The sequence below is a fragment of the Swingsia samuiensis genome (assembly GCF_006542355.1).
Taxonomy (GTDB): domain Bacteria; phylum Pseudomonadota; class Alphaproteobacteria; order Acetobacterales; family Acetobacteraceae; genus Gluconobacter; species Gluconobacter samuiensis.
The window spans coordinates 2,099,794-2,121,224 of sequence record NZ_CP038141.1 but is presented as its reverse complement, the minus strand read 5'-3'; the positions used below and the strand labels follow the sequence as shown (position 1 = coordinate 2,121,224).

Genomic DNA, 21,431 nt, shown 5'->3' with positions numbered 1-21,431 from the left:
ATCTCTCGTTAAATCTTTTATATTTGTGTTGGCCACCAGGTAATCTCATTCTATATAAAATACGTGCAACATAATTCTCTTACCCCCTCTTCGGACTATTTGTCTCGATTAAATTCAGAGCAACGGCGTGCAATTGAAACAACAGAGGGGCCTTTGTTGATTCTTGCTGGTGCAGGAACAGGCAAAACGCGTGTGTTAACTACACGTTTTGCCCATATTTTACTAACTGGCAAAGCATATCCAAGTCAGATTTTAGCGGTCACTTTTACGAATAAAGCGGCTAAAGAAATGAAGGAGCGGGTTGGTGCTATCTTAGGTGAACCTGTTGAAGGGTTATGGCTGGGCACTTTTCATGCCATTTGTGCGCGCATGCTGCGGCGTCATGCAGAGTATGTCCAGTTAACATCTGGATTTAATATCTTAGACACAGACGATCAGCTCCGTCTTTTAAAACAAGTGATGGAACCGTTTCAGATTGATACAAAACGGTGGCCTCCCAATCAGTTATTGGGAATTATTCAGCGATGGAAAGATAGAGGATTAACCCCTGATCGGGTAACGCCTGTAGAAGATACAGATTTTGCTAATGGCCATGCCCTAGCTATTTACCGCCTCTATCAAGAACGTCTTCAGACTTTAAATGCATGCGACTTTGGGGATCTTATGTTGCATGTGGTTGAAATTTTAAGAACAAAGCCTGATGTTCTGGCTCAGTATCATAGAATTTTTAGGTATATATTAGTCGATGAATATCAGGATACGAATACGATCCAATATTTGTGGCTTAGGCTTCTCGCAAAGCGTCATGATGGCATTTCAAACATTGCTTGTGTAGGTGATGATGATCAGTCCATCTATTCTTGGCGAGGAGCAGAAATCGAAAACATATTGCGGTTTGAGAAAGATTTCCCAGGGGCTAAAGTTGTTCGTCTTGAAGAAAATTATCGATCAACGGACCAAATTTTGGCAGCTGCGGCTGGTTTAATTTCACATAATGAAGGGCGACTAGGAAAAACCCTGCGTTCTGGGCGTAAGAACGCTCACGGTGAGAAAGTTCAGATTATAGGCGTGCATGATTCAGATGAGGAAGCGCGCGTTGTCGGTGGAGCTATAGAGCGCCTTCAGAAATCAGGGCATCCTCTCTCTGAGATTGCTATTTTGATGCGTGCAGGCTTCCAGACGCGTCCTTTTGAAGAGCGTCTGTTAATGCTAGGGGTCCCTTATCGCGTTGTGGGTGGTTTGCGTTTTTACGAAAGAGCTGAAATTCGGGATTGTCTCGCTTATATGCGTGTTTTATCTCAGCCATCAGATGATTTGGCCTTTGAGCGTATCATTAACGTTCCTAAACGTGGGATCGGTGCTGTTGCTCTTCAGAAATTGCATAAAGAGGCTCAAACCCTTCCCTGCTCTCTTGTTGATGCTGTAAATATTCAGCTTTCTACAGACAGTCTGAAAGGGAAATCAAAAAAAGCTTTATCTCATCTGATGGCTAATTTTACTCAGGCGAAAGCAACACTGGATACAGAAGGACATGTCGTTGCAAGTGAGCAGCTTTTGGAAGAATCAGGTTATCTTCAAATGTGGAGAGATGATCGATCTGTCGAAGCGCCAGGGCGTCTTGAAAATATTCGTGAGCTTATGCGGGCGATTGGTGATTTTGCAACGCTTGAAGGGTTTTTAGAGCATGTGGCTTTAGTCATGGATATTGATAGAACTGAAACAGATGAGAAAGTTAATCTCATGACGCTTCATGGTGCAAAAGGACTGGAGTTTGATACTGTTTTTCTTCCTGGTTGGGAGGAAGGAGTTTTCCCATCCCAGCGGTCATTAGATGAAGGTGGTAATCGAGCGTTAGAAGAAGAACGTCGCCTTGCTTATGTTGGTCTTACACGTGCGCGCCAACGGGCTGTTATTTTACACGCGGCAAGCCGACGCATTTATGCGAATTGGCAAAGTTCGATCCCTAGTCGATTTATTGATGAAATACCGTTAGAATATATAGATATGCGGGGAGAAAGTGTTGAAAAACGGAGGCAAGCTTCTTTTAGTCCGTCCATGTTTGCGTCGGGTACTTTTACCAGTACACGTTCTAACCGTTCACAGCCTGCTTACAAAAGAATTACAGATATAAAAGAAACAACAGCTCATATTCCCCTTGGGGCGACAGTTTTTCATCAAAAATTTGGAGAGGGGTTAGTCATTTCTTCAGACGGTGATCGGTTGGAAGTGAACTTTAATAATGTCGGAATAAAACGCATTTTAGCGAATTTTGTGGAGATAAAATCATGATGGCCCCTCGTAGTGTTAGCCGCCGGCATGCAAGCGCTTTAGAAACCCTTTCATTAACTGTTGAAGAAGAGTTTGTTCCCATTTTTGAACAAGCTTTGATGTGTGCTTGTGAGACTGTTGGAATATTTGAGGCAGATGACGAGCAAAAATATTGGCGCATAGAAGGTGTCAAAGATATTGGGTATAAAGAAGACGAGCTTGATAATGCCCTTTCCGTTGCGCGTATTCTTACAGGTTGTAATGCGGATTTGCACCGAGAGTCCACAGAAGCTGAAGGTTGGTTAGCGCGGACGTATGAATCTTTTCCTGAGCAGGAAGTTGGCAAAAGATTTACTATTCGTGGAACACATTTGCACCGTGCGGATAACCGATCCCGCTTAACAATTACACTGGACGCAGGGATCGCTTTTGGCTCTGGCGAACATGGCTCAACACGAGGGTGTATTCGTGCTTTAGAAATGGTTTCTTACCGTAAGCCACAAAATATTTTAGATATGGGATGTGGATCCGGTATTTTAGCTATGGCAGCGGCTAAATTGTTGCATCAACCTGTTCTTGCCGTTGATATAGAACCATGGTCCGTGCGTACAGCTAAATCAAATGCACGATTAAACGGTCAAGGGAATTTGATTGATTGTCGCTTTGGGAACGGCTGGAACACAGATGCTGTTCGTTCTAAAGGTCCTTATAATTTGGTTTTTGCCAATATTTTAGCGCGTCCTTTATGTCGAATGGCAAAATCTTTAGCGTTGAATTTGGCACCTGATGGAACAGCTATTTTGGCAGGGTTGTTGTATAGCCAAGCGAATATGGTTTTGGCGGCCCATAGGAGGCAGGGGTTGATTTTGGAACGCATACTTCGTGAAGGTGATTGGGCGACCTTAATATTGCGTCGGCGAGGATAATATGGATATTATCATCCGTAAGGCTAAAAGTTCTGATCTTCCTGCCTTACTAAAAATTACTAATTATGCCATTGAGCATACAGATGCCTTATGGATTAATACACCTTTTACACTCGACCAAAGGCAGCGATGGATGGAAGATCGAAGAGCACACGGTTTTCCTGTATTTGTTGCTGTAAATGAAAATAATGAGCTTTTGGGATATGCATCTTATGGTCCATTCAGGGCCTTTGAAGGATATTCCCAAACGATTGAGAATTCAGTGTATGTGGGGCACCAGCATCAAGGCAAAGGCGTTGGAAGACGCCTTTTAGCAGAGTTAATTGATCATGCTAAAGAAGCTGGTTTCCATGTTATGATTGCAGGGATCACAGCTGGAAATGATGCTTCAGTCGCTTTGCATAAAAGTTTTGGGTTTGAGCAAAAAGGCCTTTTATCTCAAGTTGGTTTTAAAAAAGGGCGTTGGTTAGACCTTTTGTTTATGACGCTTCTCCTAGAAAAAGATACATCCACTTTAAAGAGTTTATCATGACATTATCTGCCATCGCCCTTCATGATCGTCTAAAATTGACAAGACAAGCCTGTGAAGAACTTGGGGTTTCAGGGTTTATTATTCCCAGAGGCGATGAGTTTCTGGGGGAGTATGTTTCTGAAGCATCTGAACGGTTGGCATGGTTAACGGGGTTTACAGGAAGTGCTGGACTAGCCGCCGTTTTGCCTAATGTCGCTTCTGTTTTTTCAGATGGTCGTTATACAGTCCAGATGGAAGAACAAGTATTACATGATGTATGGGAGCGCCATCATATTATTTCAGAACCATTGTCAAAGTGGTTAGAGCAAAATGCAAGCGGTCTAAAAATAGGCTACGATCCGAAGCTTGTTAGCCAGTCAATGTTAAAGTCATGGCGGGCGAAGAATGTAGAGCTTGTACCATTAACTCAAAACCCTATTGATATGGCATGGAAAGATCGCCCTTTAGAAACCAAAAATGCTGTAGTTAAACATTCTATTGAATTTTCCGGGGAAAGCAGCGCAAGCAAGCGCAAAAGGCTGGCCGAGTTATTGGAAAAAAACGATCAAGACGCAGTTATTTTTGCAGACTGTACGTCTGTTGCTTGGTTATTTAATTTACGAGGGAGTGATGTTCCGCTCACGCCTATTGCTCATGGATATGCTCTTTTACATGCTGACGCGAAGGCTGAGCTTTTTATTGAAAAGGAACGTGTTGAGAGAGATTTACTCGATGCTTTTAGGGATGAAGTTACCGTTTACCCCCCTCACCACTTAGAAGAAAGATTGTTAAAATTATCAGAAAAAACAGTACGCATTGATTCTTCAACAACACCTGTGTGGTTTGAAGCATTTCTGAAAATGAATAAAGCTCGGATTATCGATGAGGTTGATCCGTGTACCTTACCTAAGGCAATTAAGAATGTTGTTGAACAAGAAGGGTCTAGAAGAGCGCATCATTATGATGGTGTAGCACTTGCACGTTTTCTTCATTCATTGACGACTTCTGGTGTAGGTCAACGTGAAACTGATCTTGTTGAAAGATTGGATTATTTTAGAAGACAGTCTGAGTTTTATAAAGAACAAAGCTTTGATGCAATTTCAGCTGTTGGCCCCAATGGAGCCTATCCTCATTATCGTGCGGAGATAGGGAAAGATCGTAGTTTAACACCTAATAGTGTTTATTTGATTGATAGTGGCGGCCAATATCCTTTTGGAACAACAGATATTACTCGAACAGTTTGGATTGGACCGGAAAACCCTCCAAAGAGCATTAAAGAAGCATTTACGCGTGTTTTAAAAGGAAATATTGCTTTATCATGCGCGCGTTTTCCTCTTGGGACAACAGGACACCGTCTTGATGCATTGGCACGGCTCCCTTTGTGGGAAGTTGGCTTGGATTTTGATCATGGAACAGGGCATGGAATAGGAAGCTATTTATCTGTTCACGAAGGGCCTCAGAGTATTTCCTCTGTATTCAGACCAACGCCTCTTCAAGAGGGTATGATTGTGTCTAATGAACCGGGTTATTATCAAGCGGGTGATTATGGTATCCGTATTGAAAATTTAATGCTGGTAAAACAGGCGCAAAATCCAAAGAGCACGAAGCATTTTCTAGAGTTTGAGGTGTTAACCTATACTCCCATAGATCGTGAATTGATTGATTTATCTCTTCTTAATGAAGACGAGGTTTCTTGGATTAATACATATCATTCGAATACTTTTTCTAAAATTGCTCCAGAAGTTGAGCCTGAAGTTCAAGAATGGCTTAAAAAGGTGTGTGAACCTCTTTCTGAGTAAGGGTTTATTTACAGTTCTCAGATATATAGTTTTATATGCTGAGAACCTTTTTCTTATTAAGTATTTTGATCTGTTTGGGGGGGTATAGTAAAGATGCCCGAAGTGAGGATGGGCTTTGCTCTGTCCCGATCTCACAAGCAGAATATCAATTTAATATCCCCCATAATTTATTACAGTCCGTTGCGTTAATTGAGAGTGGAAGGACGACATCTAGATTAGGAAAAAGAGAGGCATGGCCTTGGACTGTTAATGCTGAGGGTAAAGGGTATTTCTTCAATTCTAAGAATGAAGCAATTCAGGCTGTTCGTGAATTTATTCAGGAAGGAATAGTTTCTATTGATGTTGGATGCATGCAGATTAACCTTCATCAACATCCTGATGCGTTTAGATCTTTAGAGAATGCTTTTGACCCCTATTTGAATGCTCAATATGGAGGAGAGTTTTTACATCAACTATTTGGAAAAACACATAGTTGGTTGCAGGCGGTTGGTGCATATCACTCATTAACTCCTCAACTGGGAGCAGAATATAGGCAGCATGTTTTTGCTTTATGGAGTGGTGTAGAGGATAATTATCGTCCTCCAGATTTTTTACCGCAAGTCGTTATGACGTCGATGGGGCCTAAAGTTATTTTTCCAAATACATTTGAGAAATATAATTCTTTTAATTCAAAGAGTGGGAAACATGAGAAAGAAGTGCTTTTACAAGCATCAACATTAATAAAAAATATCAAAAAACCTGTAGAAACATCAAAATTTCGTTATAGCGATAATATAAAAGAAGGGAAAACTTTATCCTCTTATAGATTAAACCCTATACACGATAATTGGCGTGGAAATAATTTTTATTGAATTAGGTTTGAATATCATAATTTTAGAAACTGTCAGTTTCTTTTATTTTGGTTTAATTTATTAAGAATATGTTTTATAAAAACAGGATCAGAAACTAATATAATATCTTTATTGATATTTAGGAGATGAACATATGATAGACGTTCGTCCTTTTAATCAACTCGGCGGAGCACATCACGGTTGGTTACAAGCAAAACACCATTTCTCTTTTGCAGATTATTATGATCCTAAGCGTGTTGGCTGGGGGAATCTTCTTGTTTGGAATGACGATACTATTGCTGCCGGGACAGGCTTCCCTCCCCATCCTCATCGGGACATGGAAATTATAACCTATGTTCGTGACGGAGCTATTACTCATGAAGACAATCTAGGGAATAAAGGACGTACGGTTGCCGGTGATGTGCAGGTGATGTCTGCTGGTACTGGGGTCGTGCATAGTGAATATAACTTAGAGCCAGAAACCACACGTATTTTTCAAATTTGGATTATGCCAGATCAAAAAGGTCATAAACCTTCGTGGGGAACAAGAACTTTTCCAAAAGGTGATCGCTCTGGGCACTTTGTAGTCTTAGCTTCCGGTCAAGATAATGATAACGATGCGTTGAAGATTCACGCTGATGCTCGAGTACTAGGCGCCAATTTAAAAAATGGTGAAGAGACGGAATATAGTCTTGGCCGTGAGCGCAAGGCTTATCTGGTTGTCGCTAAAGGCCGAGTAGAAGTGAATGGTAAAATTATTAATGAAAGAGACGGCGCAGCTGTTGACGATACTGATATATTGAAATTTAAATCTTTCGAAGATTCAGAAGTAGTTTTAGTTGATGTGAACGAGTAAATAACTATAAAGGTCACGCTGAATATACAGCGTGACCTTTATATAAATGGTTTATAATAAAAATATTTGCAGTGATTTTAAATTCGTGACTTTCTTTTTATATATTAGTAATTCCATAGATCATGGCATCGACATTTGCTACACTAGAAAATAGCTATTCAGCACTTAATAAAACTGAATAGCTATGTTTGTATGTTTAAAACTCAGCTCTAACCGATCCAAAGAATTGTCGCGGAGCGCCAAGGAGGATGGACTGATTGTTAAATGAAGCGTTTTGAGCATTGCTCATTGTAAAACCGTTTTGTCCCATCGTGGATACATATCGGGTGTTGGCAAGGTTATAAATATTAAAAGAGAAAATAAGTTTGTGAATAGAAGAAGCATTATTATTTAATAAATGAACATTATTTAGAGTGTAAGACACCCCTAAATCGCTCATCCAATAGGGTGATATTTTATAGTCTCCAGTATAATCAAAATTTCTAGAACTATAGTACTGGGCATCTATATATGTTTGCCAATTTTTCCAATCATATGATAAACGCGCTTTGTACATAAAGCGAGGATATGCAACGACTTGTTTCCCTTTGGTAAAATACGTACTTCCCCCACTTTTAATATTTTGACCATACGTTGCATGGTCGTAGCTAAGACTATTAAATAAACTGAGCCCTCGGATTGGAGTTAGAGTTAAGCTAGCATCTAGGCCATTCATATTTACATTTCCAACATTTTGTACGGATGAGGTATTGTTGGTTAAGAGACTTCCCTCGCCTGCACTTCCTAAGATTTGTTGAAGGCGATTATGAAAATTTGTACGATATAAATATAAATTGGCATCGACATACCGGTCTGCATAACGATAGCCACCAGCAAACGTCCATGCTGTTTCAGGTTGAAGGGTGTCCTTCACAGCATTATATGCAACTTGGGAAACAGCCATTGGTGCATTGCTTGAATTATATCCTGACTGAGGATAGGCATGCACATTTTCAGAAATATCAACGAAAAGGCTATGTCGTGGTAAAAAATGCCATTCAGCACTCATGTGAGGCAGAAAAGCCTTAGCTGTTGTTAGACTTTCGCTACTTGTAAGCTGAGGAAAGCGTTTAGACCAATTTTCTGCATCTCCTACACGGGTTGTATTCAGTATCGATTTAAACCCAAAGTGAAGGGTCAATGATGAAATTGGATGATATGTGTCTTGGACGAAAGCTGTGAATGTATTCGTATTATATTGTTGTCCCCACAAGGTGCGATATGGCACTCCAGAAAAACTACCAAAGGGATTTAATGGTTCCCCTTCCCCTAATAAGGGTTGCTGGTAAGCATATTCATATGTGGAGTAATGATTATTTTCATACCATCCTCCGAGGGAAATAAAATTTTTAGCTATGTGATAGTCAAGAGAAGACAAAACACCATAACGATTTATGGAAGGTTTACGCACTTGCTCAAAAATTCGTCCCCCATTCAGAGAAACGGTATCATCGGCAGGTGAGCATGGAGAGCTTGTGCTATTAGAGCATGCATATGGATTTGCATATGTACCATGGCCTGTTTCTTCGTGGCCATACAATGTTGTTTTCCAACGTAGTCGATTTGTTAATTCGAGGTCTGCATTAATTCCACCAAAAGAGTCACCGGATGATGCGGTACTATCATAATATGACGCATCTTTAGGATCATAAACATTTTTATAAGACGATGGAAAAACACCCCGAGACGCATTATAGGCATTTGCCCATGCATTCGGCAGTCCGTAAAAATTATCTAAAGAAGGCCCATTATTTTTAAGCCAATTGGGAGTATAGTCTTGGTAATTTACCATGCGTAAATCGTCCCAATCAAAGAAAGCACTAACATGACTGCTTTGGCCGATTGGTTGAACAATTTTAGCATTGACTTGTTGCATAAACTGATCCCCCCCTCCTTTCCATTTATTTGTATCGTTCCTCATGTACGATACGAAAAATTTTGTTCCAGAAGAGTTGAGCTTTCCAGAATCAAATCGAAAAAAGGAATGGTAGAGAGAATTACTGCCGAAACTTTGAGCTATTGTTCCACCTGTCTTATTATGGGGGCTTGATGAGATATAATTAATACTTCCGCCTAAAGCATTTGTATTTGCGTCTGACTCTGCTCCTGCACTTTGAGAAACATCTAGCCGTGCAACATTTTCAGAGGAAATTGCTTGTATGGGATTAAGGCCATTGTAATTTCGAAATGTTGGCTCTCCTAAAGGGATCCCATCAAGGGTCATTCCAATTTCGTTTTGAGTAAATCCATGCATGTAAAGTTGAATAGCGTAAGTATCGATCCCTTGAGGATCATCTGATTGGAATTGAATTCCAGGGAGTTGAGCGAGTGTTTTTAGTGGGTTTGTGCCAGGAAGCTGCTCATCCATGATTTTGCGAGATAAGATGATATGTGTTCCATGCGATTTGTGAGTAGCAGAAACAGTAACATGTTCATCATTTTGGGGAATGATATGAGCCTTTGTTGGCAGTTTTTTATAAGGGGGGTGTTTATGGGTGATTGTTTTTGGAGAGACATCTCTTGCTAAAGCAGGAGTAAATTCAAAAAAAAAGACTAGAGTACTTATGTGTAACCCAAGAGATAAATGCCTTTTCATATGACTTTCCATACACGTTAATTATTGGGTATGAAAATTAAACACTAAAAAAATAGTTAATTCAACAAACAACGATATAAAATAAAATTTAAATAGACACACTATTTTAAAAAGTTAAAAATAGTGTGTCTTAGGTTTTTTTGAGTGAAGTGTATTTATAAATTTAGTCTAGTTAGAACATTGTATTTTGATTAAGTGATTGCTTGGGTACACTTTGTATCACATCCCAATGCTCAACGATTTTGTTGTTTTTGACGCGGAATATATCGACAACTGCTTGTCCTAAATCACCTTCATTTTCTTTAGAATGAACATGTAAAAAAACGAGGTCGCCATCTGCTGCACTATGTACAATTTGAGCATGTGAGTTGGGGTGCGATTTAAAATAGTCTTTGAAGAAAGTAATAAATGGTTTTTTCCCATCAGGCACTTCTGGATTATGTTGCTTGTAATTTTCGGCAACTACTTGAGAAGCTTTATTAATGTCGTGCTGGTTAAAAAACTGATTATAAAAACAAAGAACGAGTTTTTTGTTTTTCTCTGCAAGGCTGGTTTGAGAATTTTGTTTTAATGATTGAGATTGATAGTGAGTATTTTGAGCCATAGCTGAAGAAGTAGCACTTATCACTAGCAATAAGGTTGTTATATATCTCATTTTATTCCGCTCTAATTTTATAAGGACATGCATGTGCAGTAGATATGTACTAAAATAAAAATAATAAAGCCAGACATCCAGAATAAATTCGCATGGATATGTTCGTTTGCATCTATGGTTGTGGTCATGCAAGCGATTAAGAAAAATATAGTCATTAAAGCGCCAGATAAAACGATCCAAAGGATACGTCTTTTATTAACAGGCTGATTTTTTAAATCGACTGTATTACTCATTGTAACAATGCCTTTAAAAAAGCCAGCTCCAAAAGCTTTTATCTTTCAAGCTTTCTTCACATCGTGCATATTGGTGAGAATAACGGGAGGAACGTATTGAAACCTTTTGGGCAACATTAACTAACCAAGGCTTATGTAAATAAGTTTTTCTACGAAATCCACCCCACCCTTCATGGTATGCCAGATATTGCTGCATTGCATCTTGAACTGCAATGTTATTTTGCTGATGAGAGATGGTTATATACCAATCCATAAAATCGAGTGAATCTGCAAAATTCTCTCGACTACTCCTTTGGTGAGTAACATGTTCATATTCGTGCCAAATATCTGTTTTTGCTTGGGGATAACCATAGGCTGTTGTTATATATCCCCATGGAATAAATCCTAAAAAATATGTTCTCTTGGTATGTAGATTACTATGAAAGCCAGATTCTTGGTACATCATAGCCATAGGGATAGAAAAAGGGACATGCCATTTTTTTTCTGTTTTTAAAGCGACATGGTACCAATGACGCTTTTCTTGAAAAATAGAGCAAATGTTGTCTGGGTGTTGAGGTGGAGAGCTTACACAGGCTGATAAAATAAAAAAGAGTAATGGAAAAACAAAAGTCTTTTTAAGGTAATTCATATTTCTTCCCTATTACTTAAAAAGAAGAATACACATAATAAACAATGTAACGAACATTCCTCTATACGAATACTTATAAAACTTGACGAAAATATAACATATATTTAAAACCCTTTATTCCCAACAACTCTTGCTTGCATATCGATTTTTTTAAGATGATTCCTATTAAATCTCCACTTGTTTTTTCGTTAATTATTTTTCTTGTGGGGATAAACCTCCGTCCTAGCATTGCTTCGCTTAGCCCACTCACAAAAGATATAGAAAAATTAACAACCCTCAACGATTTTTCCGTAAGTTTTCTAACAACCCTTCCGATTTGGTTGATTGGTCTGTTGCTCTTGATAACCCCTTTTCTTCATAAAAAGCTGGGGGAACGACGAGGGGTTGCGTTAGCTCTTCTTCTTTTGGCTGGAACATTTTTATTACGCTGGATAAATATTAGTACAACTACTTTACTTATCAGTTCTGTTCTCAGCGGATTGGGGATAGCGCTAGGCCAATCCTTAATACCAATTTTTATTAAAGAACATACTCAGGACCAGACGGCCAGATATATGGCTATATATTCTACGGCAATTATGGCTGGAGCCTTAGTTTCAAGTGCTATTTCACCATGGATTGCGTTGAATATAGATATGTCAACAGCTCTTGGATTTTGGCTTATTATAACAATAATTGGGTATATTGTTTGGAAGCAACAATCTTTACCGGATAGTTTGTTTGTTATGTCTGATTTCGCCAAAAGTGTTATTAAAAAACCGCGCTTTTGGCTTCTAGTATTATTTATGGGGCTCGGCACTGGCATTTATACTATCATTTTAGCGTGGCTTCCGCCATTTTATACTCAGTTAGGGTGGACTTCACAGAAATCCGGATTGCTTTTGAGTTTTGTTACCGCATCAGAAGTGTTGGCTGGTACAAGTATTTCCTTTTTTATAAGTCACTATCCAGACCGTAGGCCGATAATATGGTTTTTCGTTTCTTTACTAATTATTGGATTAACTTTTTTTTGTTATGATCCAATTGCTCTTGCTTGGGTTGCTGCATTATTTACAGGATTAGGCATTGGCGCCCTTTTTCCTTTATCTCTTATTGTTGCAATGGATCACGGTAAGAACACAACAGATGCAGGTAGTTTATCAGGGTTTGTTCAGGGCGGGGCATATCTTTTGGCTTCAATATTCCCTTTAATTGCTGGAGTGATAGAGCAATTTTTTTCTAATTTACGTTTAGCATGGGGCTTAATGATTCTTGTATCATTAATTATTGGCCTATTAGCCTTTAGGTTCTCTCCGAAATATAAATTTTCTCTTTATCCTTCAGAATGAATATTCTCTCTCCGAAATATAATATTGCTATTGTAGGCGGTGGGCCAACCGGCCTTTTTGCAGCTGAATATTTGTCGTCTCAGGGGTATGGGGTTCATATTTTTGATCGCATGCCAAGTGTTGGGCGTAAGTTTCTTATGGCTGGGCGTAGCGGGTTAAACCTTACACATTCTGAGCCAATAGATCATTTTATAAAGCGGTATGGTTCTGCTCAAGAATGGCTGAAAAAGAGCCTATATGCTTTTACACCGCAGCAATTACAGCAATGGGCTGAGAAGCTTGGGCAACCTTGTTTTGTCGGTAGTTCAGGACGAGTGTTTCCTCGGTCTATGAAAGCATCGCCTTTGCTACGTTTATGGATCAATCGTTTAAAAGAAAACTCTGTAAAAATTTATACAAAACACAACTTTGTGGGTTGGAATGAAAATGCCTTACAGTTTGCAACCCCTGATGGGATCAAAACATATCAGGCGGATGCGACGTTGCTCGCGTTGGGGGGAGCAAGCTGGCCGCGCTTAGGATCTGACGGGCAATGGAGTTCTCTTTTTAAAAATGAAGTCTCGCCTTTTTTGCCTACAAATTGTGGCTTTAAGACCAGTTGGTCGGATCATTTTTTAAGTCAACATGAAGGAGCAATTCTGCATTCTGTTGAGTTGTCTGTAAATGGTGAGAAAAAGCGCGGAGATCTTACTATAACCAAAAGAGGCCTTGAAGGATCTGCGATTTATGCACTTTCTCCAAGGTTAAGAGATATTATTCTTACTCAGCATTGTGCTGTACTTTCCGTAGATTTACGCCCTACTCTGCCCTATGCTCAAATTATACAAAAATTAAAGGCACAAAGGGTAAGAGAAAGTTTATCTAATAAGCTTCGAAAAGCACTCTCTTTGGATAAACTTTCACGAGAGCTTATTAAAGGCGCTACGACGAAGAACTCATCATTAGAAGAAATTGCAAGTGTTATAAAAAAACTACCCATTGAATTAATTGCAACGGATCATATTACGCACGCCATTTCAACGGCTGGCGGCCTAAAACAATCGGCTTTAAATGAGAGTTTTATGATACATTCTATGCCCGGTGTTTTTGCTGCTGGAGAAATGTTGGATTGGGAGGCGCCTACTGGAGGGTATTTGCTTCAAGGGTGTTTTTCAACAGGTTTAGCAGCTGCAAAAGGAATCAGAGACTGGCTCGAATCATCCAATTGAGTTATCGGCTATTCCCATGACCTCCATTGTTCTCGGACAGGGCCGTGACGGCTCCGACACCTGCATTGATTTACCCGAGTTGCTTGCTACGCGTTTGCTTGTGCAGGGTAACTCTGGGTCAGGTAAATCACATCTTTTACGCAGACTTCTTGAGCAAACAGCGACACTTGTTCAACAAGTTATTATTGATCCTGAAGGAGATTTTACAACTCTTGCAGATCGATACGGACATTTGGTGATTGATGTCGAAGATCAGTCGGAAGCAAGTTTAAGGGCTGCGGGAGAACGTGTTCGGGCTCATAGAGCTTCTGTTGTGCTTAATCTTGAGCATGTTGAAGCAGAAATGCAGTTACGCGCAAGTGGTGCATTTTTAAACGGTATGTTTGAAGCCCCTCGTGCGCATTGGTACCCCGTTTTGATTGTTGTGGATGAAGCACAATTATTTGCCCCTATTGCAAGCGGAGATACCTCTGATGAAGCACGCCGCTTATCCCTAGGTGCGATGACAAATTTAATGTGTCGTGGACGAAAGCGAGGGATGGCCGGCGTAATTGCGACGCAGCGTTTGGCAAAATTAGCTAAAAATGTAGCAGCCGAAGCATCCAATTTTCTTATGGGACGCACGTTTCTTGATATTGATATGAGCCGAGCAGCAGATCTTTTAGGAATGGAGCGTCGATCTGCGGAATCATTTAGGGATTTATCTCGTGGTCAATTTATGGCGCTTGGGCCGGCCTTAGCTCGGCGGCCTAAAATGGTCTCGATTGGAACTGTAGAGACATCCAGTAATTCTACTAGTCCTATTTTGCTTCCTTTGGAACCGGTGCCATCAGAAGATTTACGTGACATTATATTAGAACCAATACAGGAACTCTCGCCTAGACCACGTCGTGAGATGCGAACTCCTCCCCCAGATCTTTTAGCCCAACTCGATGCCTATGGAACAACGCGTGAAACTGAAGAAGAGGTTCACAATGTTTCGTCTGAAGAGACCAGCCTAGAGCCTGCTGATATTTGGGATATGGTTAAAGAAGTGTGTCAGACGAAAGATGCAGCTTACAAGCCTTTAGCAACATTATATCAAGATTTTCAAATGCGAGCGCGCATTAAGGGGATTCCACGGAACTCCTTAGATTTAGCACAATTTCAGCGTTTTATATCGAGTATTCGTGCAGGGTTAGAGTATGAACGTTTAGAAACTGAAGATTGGCAAAAAGCAGAAAAAATTGCCCAGAAACTCCCGGAAGATCTTCAAGGTGTTTTTTTACTGATTGCACGGTCAGCTCTAGATCAAGAGCCTTGCCCATCGGATGAAGCAATAGCAGAAGTCTATGGCACGCATTCTCTTGGCAGAGCAAAACGTCAACTTGCCTATTTGGAAGAACGCGAAGCCATCGTTGTGCAAGAAACGCCTTTTGGTCGTAAAGTTGCGATTGTAGGGTATGGGTGGCAAACAGCTTAACTCTAAATTTTATGGAGAGCACATTTTTATGAAGTGAATTGGCTGATAATCCAAAGATTATTATACAGAGTGATATTATAAAATAAAATTAATAAACTATTTTATACAATTATCGTTTAGGTGGCATTCTAAATAAACTCTGTTCCTAGAGCAGGAATTAGGAGAGAAAAATGCTTTTCTTTAAGAGAAAAGGTTTCATTTTAGCTGCTTTTTCTATGATGGCTTTAACTTCATTTGTAGAAACTCCAGCCTTTGCTGGAACAGATGAAATTACCGATCATGATGGTAGTGTTGTGGGACACATCAATGAAAATGGCCTGGCTGTAGATAGTGCAGGCAACCACTCAGATACCATTAATGATGAAGGGCGTATTTCTGATAATAATGGCAACCATGTAGGCTGTGTAAATCCTGATGGTGATATTACAGATAGTACTGATAATTCCATTGGTCATGTGACAAAAGATGGTGAAGTTACTGATAATCGAGGTAATTTCGTTGGACGTGTTCCTCCTGGCAATAATACGGCAGGGTTTGATCTTTTAATGCATCACCTCGGTAATTGATATTCGTAATAAGACGAGGAGGTTTAATAAAACCTCCTTTAAAAATTTCTTTTTAGATTTGGATTTGCTAGAAAGCGTCCTACAAAATGTATTTATAGCTCAGGTAGTTTAGCAGAGGTTATAGCGTAATGGATACGGAAAATTATTATTTAGATCGAGTTGATTTTATTAATAACTTAAATGAATTTATTATTCATGGATGGTGCTTTAAATTAAAGCACGCTGAATCAATGCTTTTTGTTACAAAATCTGGAGAAGAAATTTTAATACCTAGAGATCAATGGGGGTTGCCAAGTTCTGATATTCAAAATGCTCATGGTGATGAATTATATGATGTTCGATTTGAAATTACTTTAGAGAAGATTAAAAACTATTCTTTCGAAGAAATTTTGCATGGGAAACTAAAAATAGTTCATAAACATGAAGTGTTTTATATATTTATAACAAATAAATATTTCGTCTCAACAGAGGCATCTAAGAAAAAAATAGGTGAATTGAAAGTTGGAATTGGATTTATTACTTATAATAGAGTTGAAATACTAAAGAGAAAATTTAGCAATTTAATTGATTTTACTGATAAAAATCATGAAATATTCGTTGCTGATGATGGATCAGATGACGGATCTAAAGAGTTTTTATCTACACAAAAAGGAATTTCTTTTATATCGTGTAAGAATAAAGGTATTTCTCATAATAAGAACCGTGCTCTTTTTTATTTAAAAGACATTATGAATTGTGATGTTATTATTATTCTGGAAGATGATACTTATCCCATAAGGAAAGATTGGGAAATTCCTTGGATTGTATCTTCCCTCTTGTATGGCCATTCAAATTTCGCCCCCCCTTGGTTTAATGGGTTCATAAGAGGAGACGGTACTTGGCGGTCCCCTTGGGAAATCAGTGTCGTCACTGCGCAATGTTCTGCTTTTTTATCAGAAGCAATATCTTATGTTGGCTACTTTGACCCACGGTTTGGGAAATATGGCCATGAACATGTCGAACACACTGATCGTTTAATCAAGTTAGGGTTTGGAGGGTATAAAAACCCCAATAAGGAAAATATATTTTTCTTATTGGGGGCTAATGACAGTCTGGAAATTCTGGAATCGACTTCGTACTCTTCTCAAGAAGAAATAGATAAAAATGGTGCTATTTTTGAAGCGATTAAAAGTGAATCAGCCTATCGTTCTCCTTGGCGAAGTAATAACCAGTCATTATTAGAATTTAAAGAAGAAATGCAGAATATTATTAGGAATCATTAGGTTAATCTCTGTTTTCTAAGTGAAGTGAATGTAGAGCCGGATATATTTTTCTGTAAGATTTATATAATTTTTCATACTGCTTTTGGAGTTCTATATCGGGCTCTGTCATGGAAATACGTTCTGGGTACGTACAAACTTTTTCTACGTCTTCTTTCGTAACCGCTATTCGAGCTAAGCGCGCTGCGCCAAAGGCTCCTCCATGCTCTCCGTGGGCTAAGCCGTATAACTTTATTCCTAAAATAGAGGCTAAAACAGAAACCCAGAAAGGACTTTTTGAGCCACCACCGATAACGTTTGCTTCTTCAATAATTGATCCTGATGCTCGTAACGCTTCTAATCCGTCACGAAAAGAAAAAGCAACGCCTTCTAGGACTGCTTGAGTCATTTCTGCGCGTGTTGTGTCGTGAGAAAGGCCAACAAAGGCGCCTCTTATGTCTCCATCATTATAGGGAGTTCTCTCTCCTGAAAGGTAAGGTGCAAAGAAAATATGAGAAGGAGAAACAGGTTTTTCTGGTAGTTCATCCAGAAGTTCTTTTTCCTTCAAACCCGTGACACGTGACCACCATGCAAATGACGAGGCTGCTGACAGGGTTACTCCCATTTGGTTCCATGTTTGTGGAATGGCATGACAGAAAGAATGAATGGCAGCTTCATGCTTGGCTCTAAACTCCTCCGTTGTTATCCAGATAACCCCAGAAGTTCCTAAAGAAATAAAAGCATCTCCCGGATGAGTCGCCCCTAGCCCGACAGCCCCTGCAGCATTGTCCCCTGCACTGCCTGCAAAGATAGGAGCTTTTTTAAAGCCCCATCGCTGCACAAATTCATCTTTTAGCGTACCCGCTGGCTCTGTGCCCTCGCAGAGTTTAGGCATATTGTCCTCAGATAGATGAGTAGCCTTCAATGCCTCTAGAGACCATTTACGGTGTGCAACATCAAGCCATAAAGACCCAGAAGCATCAGACATATCTTCCAACATTTCGCCTGTCATTTTATAACGGAGCCAAGCTTTTGGAAGTAAAACATGTTGGGTTTCTTTAAAAATATCTGGTTCATGGTTTTCTACCCAAATTAATTTAGGTGCCGTAAAACCAGGCATTGCCAAATTACCAGTAACCTCTCGGCTTTGAGGAAAGCGTTTTTCGAAAATCTTACATTCTTTTTCAGACCGTGTGTCATTCCATAAAATGCACGGTCTAAGGATTTTTCCATTCTCTCCAAGAAGGACAGCGCCGTGTTGTTGCCCTGATAGACCAATACCTTGTACTTCTGATAAGGCTTCTGGGGCTTGTTCTTTTAAAGAATCAAGTGCACGGCAGGTTGCTTTCCACCATGCTTCTGGGTCTTGTTCGCTCCACCCTAAATGAGGGCGTTGAACGGTAAGGCTTTCTGTATGGGAGGCAACTTCTTGCTGATTGCCATCAACCAATAATACTTTGATACCAGAAGTTCCTAAATCAATACCAATAAACATACACATTCTCTATAAAAATTTCCTTTCTCAATAACAGATGATTAATTATTTAAAACACAAATAAATGTGATTATATATTGTTATATAAAATCAACTATTTCCTTAATTAAATTATTGATTTGTTTTTTTAAAAATATAAAATTAGATGATAATTTCAATGTGGATAGATTGATATAGAGAGAGCGATCAATTTCAATTTGAATAACATGAATATTATTATCAGGATTGCCATATTTTTTGGTTATATACCCACCTGAATACGGGGTGTTTATTTTAACTTGATATTTATTTTTCAATAAAAAATTTTCTATGAAAGACACAAAGTCTGAAGAGCATGATTTGCCATGGTTATTCCCTAAAACAAAATCAGTCTTTTTATTAAAAAGCAGAGGCGGCATAGAATGAAAGTCTATTATAAAAACCTTTCCAAATGTATTGTATAACTGACGAATAAGATTATTTAGTCTTTCATGATATGGAAACCAACCTATACTTAGACGGAAATTAATTTCATCTTGTGGTAAACAATGAGTGTAGATTGACTTCCCTTGAGATATACAGCGGGGAATAACTCCAAAGCCATTTTTTACTTTTTCGGATATAAGAATATCTTCATAATCCAATGCTGGACGAAACATGTTAGGGTCGAGCTCTCGATAATCTCGGTTAACATCACACCAGCTTCGAGGAAAATCAGTACTTAAAAAAGTCGCTCCATAAGAGGACTCTTCATCAAAAAAAAGATCAATATATCGGTCTTCTACGCGTTGTAAATCGCCGAAGGATACGCGAGAATTCTCAACAAAATCAGAGAAATATATTCTTCCAGAATGTGGCGACGATATAATTAAAGGCACCCTCCTTTGAGAAGGATACCGAACATAAACAGAAGGGCTTGGAAAAAAAAATGTCATAAGACATATAAATTTTATTTTTAGGGGTTGTCATCCCCATGAGACAAAGATAAAACCCCTTTCATCAGGTTGAGGGCGCATAGCTCAGCGGTAGAGCACTACCTTGACATGGTAGGGGTCACAGGTTCAATCCCTGTTGCGCCCACCACTCAATCTGATCAAATACCCTTTGAGGTTATGGCTTCACATAAAAGAGCAATAGCTTCTGCCCCAGGGTCTGGTATATTTTTCAGATGACTTTCTGGAACATATGAAGACCGACCAGCAGAGGCTTTTTTCATTTTAGCTGTAGCATCTGCCCCTGCACGCGCTGCTTGGGTAGCATCAGATAAAGACTTCCCTTCTTTTAAGGCTGTAATAGCTGGAATAATAGCATCAAGCATTGTTCTGTCGCCGAGACTTGCTCCCCCATATTCCTGCATAGCGCCGACGCCTTCCATAAGAGCATCTTGCCATTTTTTCTTTTCACTATTTCCTGCTACCGAGAATAAAATAGATAACAAAGCACCGCTTGATCCTCCTGAATGGCGTGATAATAGTCGCCCTACAGTTTGGATTAGCGCTTTGGGTTCTTTAAGAGGGAGATGATCTAATTCTTGCTCAAGAATACGTGCTGTGTCTGCAAAGGTTGATCCTGCATCCCCGTCCCCAACTTTTGCGTCAATAAGATTTAATGAGTTTTCATTCTCTTTTAGCGCTGCGATACCACGCTCTATCATTTTCCTTAATTCAGGGTTTTTAGATGGTGGCTCTATAAAAACTTCTGGAAGTTTAGGCGCTGCTTTAATGGTAATATTTTTCCATGAACTAAAACCATTCCATGCAAGTGGAGCTGCTGGCGCAAGCAAAGCAGTTTCTATCTCTTTATCAAGATGAATAACAGAAAGAGAAAAACCATTCATATCTAAAGAGGTTAGAAAATGAGCGGGACCGGTTACAAGCCTTATCTGCTTTGATAATGATGTTTTTGCAAAAGATTCCAAGAGCAATGTTGCTTCAATTATTGGAACAGTGCCAAGATTATTTAACATTAGTGCATAATTATGTTTCCCAGAGGGTAGCTTACTTTCCAAAGCATCAGCCGCTTTTTTCATCAGTTTATCGGCTGTGGCCATAGGGATGGTTTCAGCGCCAGGTTCACTATGAATACCTAAACCAAGTTCTGCACTTTTATCATCAAGGCGTGTTTTGAAATTATCTTCATACGCATAGCTATCACTTAAGGCTAACCCAATTGAGTAAACTTTTTCAGAGGCTTTTTTTAACGAATTAGAAATAGTTTTGAGATCTTTGCCTTCTTCGGAAAGATAGCCGGCAACCTTATGCATAAATACAGTACCCGCAAGGGCACGAGCATGCTTGCGTTCACCAAGAGCAATATCATCGCCGATAAGGATGGTTTCGACTTTTAATCCCATGCCACGTGCTTGCTCTGCGGCGAGGTTAAAATTCAATCGATCTCCAGTATAGTTTTTTATGATAAGTAAACAGCCTGCATCCCCCGTAACCGCTAGAATGGCTGATAAAATGGCATCTATGCCAGGTGAGGCAAACAACGCTCCACAAATTGCGCCTGTTAACATCCCTTCGCCAACAAAGCCGGCATGGGCTGGTTCATGACCAGACCCGCCCCCTGAAAGAATGGCAACTTTTCCTGTTTTTTTGTCCCAATCGCTTCTTAAAATAACGCGTATGTCAGGATATCCATCAAGGCGATAAAGATTTTTACCAGCAGGAGAACGTAAAAAACCATCAAGTGATTCTGTTACTAATGTCTCACGGCTGTTAAGGAAGCGTTTCATTTAAATACTCTCCGTATGTATATTGCGGGATTAGGAGTTTTATTTATAAAATGTTCAACGAATTTCTTTGTGATAAT

The 21,431-nt window shown here is 39.5% G+C and carries 18 protein-coding genes and 1 tRNA gene; 12 read left to right on the top strand and 7 right to left on the bottom strand.

The window, feature by feature from the left end; translation table 11 throughout:
- Positions 1-63 precede the first annotated feature (63 nt).
- From E3D00_RS10100 to E3D00_RS10075, 6 genes are all read left to right on the top strand, one after another.
- Positions 64-2,289 carry an ATP-dependent helicase gene (locus E3D00_RS10100; RefSeq protein ID WP_141462245.1) on the top strand — a complete coding sequence of 742 codons (2,226 nt, stop codon included), beginning with the start codon at positions 64-66 and terminating at the stop codon, positions 2,287-2,289.
- On the top strand, positions 2,289-3,194 hold the full coding sequence (locus E3D00_RS10095) for a 50S ribosomal protein L11 methyltransferase (RefSeq protein ID WP_141462465.1): 906 nt from the start codon (positions 2,289-2,291) through the stop codon (positions 3,192-3,194). The genes E3D00_RS10100 and E3D00_RS10095 overlap by 1 nt, the downstream gene beginning before the upstream one ends.
- Position 3,195: 1 nt before the next feature.
- Positions 3,196-3,726: a GNAT family N-acetyltransferase gene (locus E3D00_RS10090; RefSeq protein ID WP_141462243.1), complete on the top strand. Its 531-nt coding sequence runs from the start codon at positions 3,196-3,198 to the stop codon at positions 3,724-3,726.
- A complete protein-coding gene (locus E3D00_RS10085) occupies positions 3,723-5,504 on the top strand; it encodes an aminopeptidase P family protein (RefSeq protein ID WP_141462241.1) in 1,782 nt (593 codons plus the stop codon). The genes E3D00_RS10090 and E3D00_RS10085 overlap by 4 nt, the downstream gene beginning before the upstream one ends.
- A gap of 35 nt (positions 5,505-5,539) precedes the next feature.
- Positions 5,540-6,355, top strand: coding sequence for a transglycosylase SLT domain-containing protein (locus E3D00_RS10080; RefSeq protein WP_141462238.1), 816 nt, complete (start codon positions 5,540-5,542; stop codon positions 6,353-6,355).
- Positions 6,356-6,488: 133 nt separating this feature from the next.
- Entirely contained in the window at positions 6,489-7,190 is a 702-nt protein-coding gene (locus tag E3D00_RS10075; RefSeq protein WP_141462236.1) for a pirin family protein, read from the top strand.
- A gap of 196 nt (positions 7,191-7,386) precedes the next feature.
- Here E3D00_RS10075 and E3D00_RS10070 read toward each other — a convergent pair whose 3' ends face one another.
- The 4 genes from E3D00_RS10070 to E3D00_RS10055 form a co-directional block, all read right to left on the bottom strand.
- Positions 7,387-9,825, bottom strand: coding sequence for a TonB-dependent receptor (locus E3D00_RS10070; protein ID WP_141462234.1), 2,439 nt, complete (start codon positions 9,823-9,825; stop codon positions 7,387-7,389).
- A gap of 172 nt (positions 9,826-9,997) precedes the next feature.
- Positions 9,998-10,480, bottom strand: coding sequence for a nuclear transport factor 2 family protein (locus E3D00_RS10065; RefSeq protein ID WP_220093253.1), 483 nt, complete (start codon positions 10,478-10,480; stop codon positions 9,998-10,000).
- Between the two features lie 17 nt (positions 10,481-10,497).
- Positions 10,498-10,713 (bottom strand): hypothetical protein, encoded by a 216-nt coding sequence (locus tag E3D00_RS10060; RefSeq protein ID WP_141462232.1) that lies wholly within the window; start codon positions 10,711-10,713, stop codon positions 10,498-10,500.
- Between the two features lie 13 nt (positions 10,714-10,726).
- A complete protein-coding gene (locus E3D00_RS10055) occupies positions 10,727-11,341 on the bottom strand; it encodes a transglycosylase SLT domain-containing protein (RefSeq protein ID WP_141462230.1) in 615 nt (204 codons plus the stop codon).
- A gap of 134 nt (positions 11,342-11,475) precedes the next feature.
- Between E3D00_RS10055 and E3D00_RS10050 the strand changes: the two genes are divergently transcribed.
- The 5 genes from E3D00_RS10050 (at position 11,476) to E3D00_RS10030 (ending at position 17,167) form a co-directional block, all read left to right on the top strand.
- A complete protein-coding gene (locus E3D00_RS10050) occupies positions 11,476-12,669 on the top strand; it encodes an MFS transporter (protein ID WP_141462228.1) in 1,194 nt (397 codons plus the stop codon).
- Positions 12,666-13,877 carry a TIGR03862 family flavoprotein gene (locus tag E3D00_RS10045; RefSeq protein WP_141462226.1) on the top strand — a complete coding sequence of 404 codons (1,212 nt, stop codon included), beginning with the start codon at positions 12,666-12,668 and terminating at the stop codon, positions 13,875-13,877. The genes E3D00_RS10050 and E3D00_RS10045 overlap by 4 nt, the downstream gene beginning before the upstream one ends.
- 16 nt (positions 13,878-13,893) lie before the next feature.
- A complete protein-coding gene (locus tag E3D00_RS10040; RefSeq protein ID WP_141462224.1) occupies positions 13,894-15,339 on the top strand; it encodes an ATP-binding protein in 1,446 nt (481 codons plus the stop codon).
- Positions 15,340-15,509: 170 nt separating this feature from the next.
- Positions 15,510-15,905: a 5-fold beta-flower protein gene (locus E3D00_RS10035; protein WP_141462223.1), complete on the top strand. Its 396-nt coding sequence runs from the start codon at positions 15,510-15,512 to the stop codon at positions 15,903-15,905.
- A 128-nt stretch (positions 15,906-16,033) separates the two neighbouring features.
- Positions 16,034-17,167 carry a glycosyltransferase family 2 protein gene (locus E3D00_RS10030; protein ID WP_141462221.1) on the top strand — a complete coding sequence of 378 codons (1,134 nt, stop codon included), beginning with the start codon at positions 16,034-16,036 and terminating at the stop codon, positions 17,165-17,167.
- Between the two features lies 1 nt (position 17,168).
- Here the strand turns inward: E3D00_RS10030 and xylB are convergent, their stop codons facing one another.
- Complete coding sequence (gene xylB / locus E3D00_RS10025; RefSeq protein ID WP_141462219.1) at positions 17,169-18,638, bottom strand: xylulokinase; 1,470 nt, start codon at positions 18,636-18,638, stop codon at positions 17,169-17,171.
- Positions 18,639-18,718: 80 nt separating this feature from the next.
- Complete coding sequence (locus E3D00_RS10020) at positions 18,719-19,495, bottom strand: N-formylglutamate amidohydrolase (RefSeq protein WP_181441965.1); 777 nt, start codon at positions 19,493-19,495, stop codon at positions 18,719-18,721.
- Positions 19,496-19,625: 130 nt separating this feature from the next.
- Between E3D00_RS10020 and E3D00_RS10015 the strand changes: the two genes are divergently transcribed.
- A tRNA-Val gene (locus E3D00_RS10015) sits at positions 19,626-19,700 on the top strand.
- A gap of 10 nt (positions 19,701-19,710) precedes the next feature.
- Here E3D00_RS10015 and E3D00_RS10010 read toward each other — a convergent pair.
- A complete protein-coding gene (locus E3D00_RS10010; protein WP_141462215.1) occupies positions 19,711-21,354 on the bottom strand; it encodes a dihydroxyacetone kinase subunit DhaK in 1,644 nt (547 codons plus the stop codon).
- Positions 21,355-21,431: the final 77 nt, after the last annotated feature.

Coding starts and splice junctions, on each gene's coding strand:
- E3D00_RS10095 (WP_141462465.1), top strand. CDS start 2,289: ATGGCCCCTCGTAGTGTTAGCCGCCGGCATGCAAGCGCTTTAGAAACC.
- E3D00_RS10090 (WP_141462243.1), top strand. CDS start 3,196: ATGGATATTATCATCCGTAAGGCTAAAAGTTCTGATCTTCCTGCCTTA.
- E3D00_RS10085 (WP_141462241.1), top strand. CDS start 3,723: ATGACATTATCTGCCATCGCCCTTCATGATCGTCTAAAATTGACAAGA.
- E3D00_RS10080 (WP_141462238.1), top strand. CDS start 5,540: ATGCTGAGAACCTTTTTCTTATTAAGTATTTTGATCTGTTTGGGGGGG.
- E3D00_RS10075 (WP_141462236.1), top strand. CDS start 6,489: ATGATAGACGTTCGTCCTTTTAATCAACTCGGCGGAGCACATCACGGT.
- E3D00_RS10070 (WP_141462234.1), bottom strand. CDS start 9,825: ATGAAAAGGCATTTATCTCTTGGGTTACACATAAGTACTCTAGTCTTT.
- E3D00_RS10065 (WP_220093253.1), bottom strand. CDS start 10,480: ATGAGATATATAACAACCTTATTGCTAGTGATAAGTGCTACTTCTTCA.
- E3D00_RS10060 (WP_141462232.1), bottom strand. CDS start 10,713: ATGAGTAATACAGTCGATTTAAAAAATCAGCCTGTTAATAAAAGACGT.
- E3D00_RS10055 (WP_141462230.1), bottom strand. CDS start 11,341: ATGAATTACCTTAAAAAGACTTTTGTTTTTCCATTACTCTTTTTTATT.
- E3D00_RS10045 (WP_141462226.1), top strand. CDS start 12,666: ATGAATATTCTCTCTCCGAAATATAATATTGCTATTGTAGGCGGTGGG.
- E3D00_RS10040 (WP_141462224.1), top strand. CDS start 13,894: ATGACCTCCATTGTTCTCGGACAGGGCCGTGACGGCTCCGACACCTGC.
- E3D00_RS10035 (WP_141462223.1), top strand. CDS start 15,510: ATGCTTTTCTTTAAGAGAAAAGGTTTCATTTTAGCTGCTTTTTCTATG.
- E3D00_RS10030 (WP_141462221.1), top strand. CDS start 16,034: ATGGATACGGAAAATTATTATTTAGATCGAGTTGATTTTATTAATAAC.
- xylB (WP_141462219.1), bottom strand. CDS start 18,638: ATGTTTATTGGTATTGATTTAGGAACTTCTGGTATCAAAGTATTATTG.
- E3D00_RS10010 (WP_141462215.1), bottom strand. CDS start 21,354: ATGAAACGCTTCCTTAACAGCCGTGAGACATTAGTAACAGAATCACTT.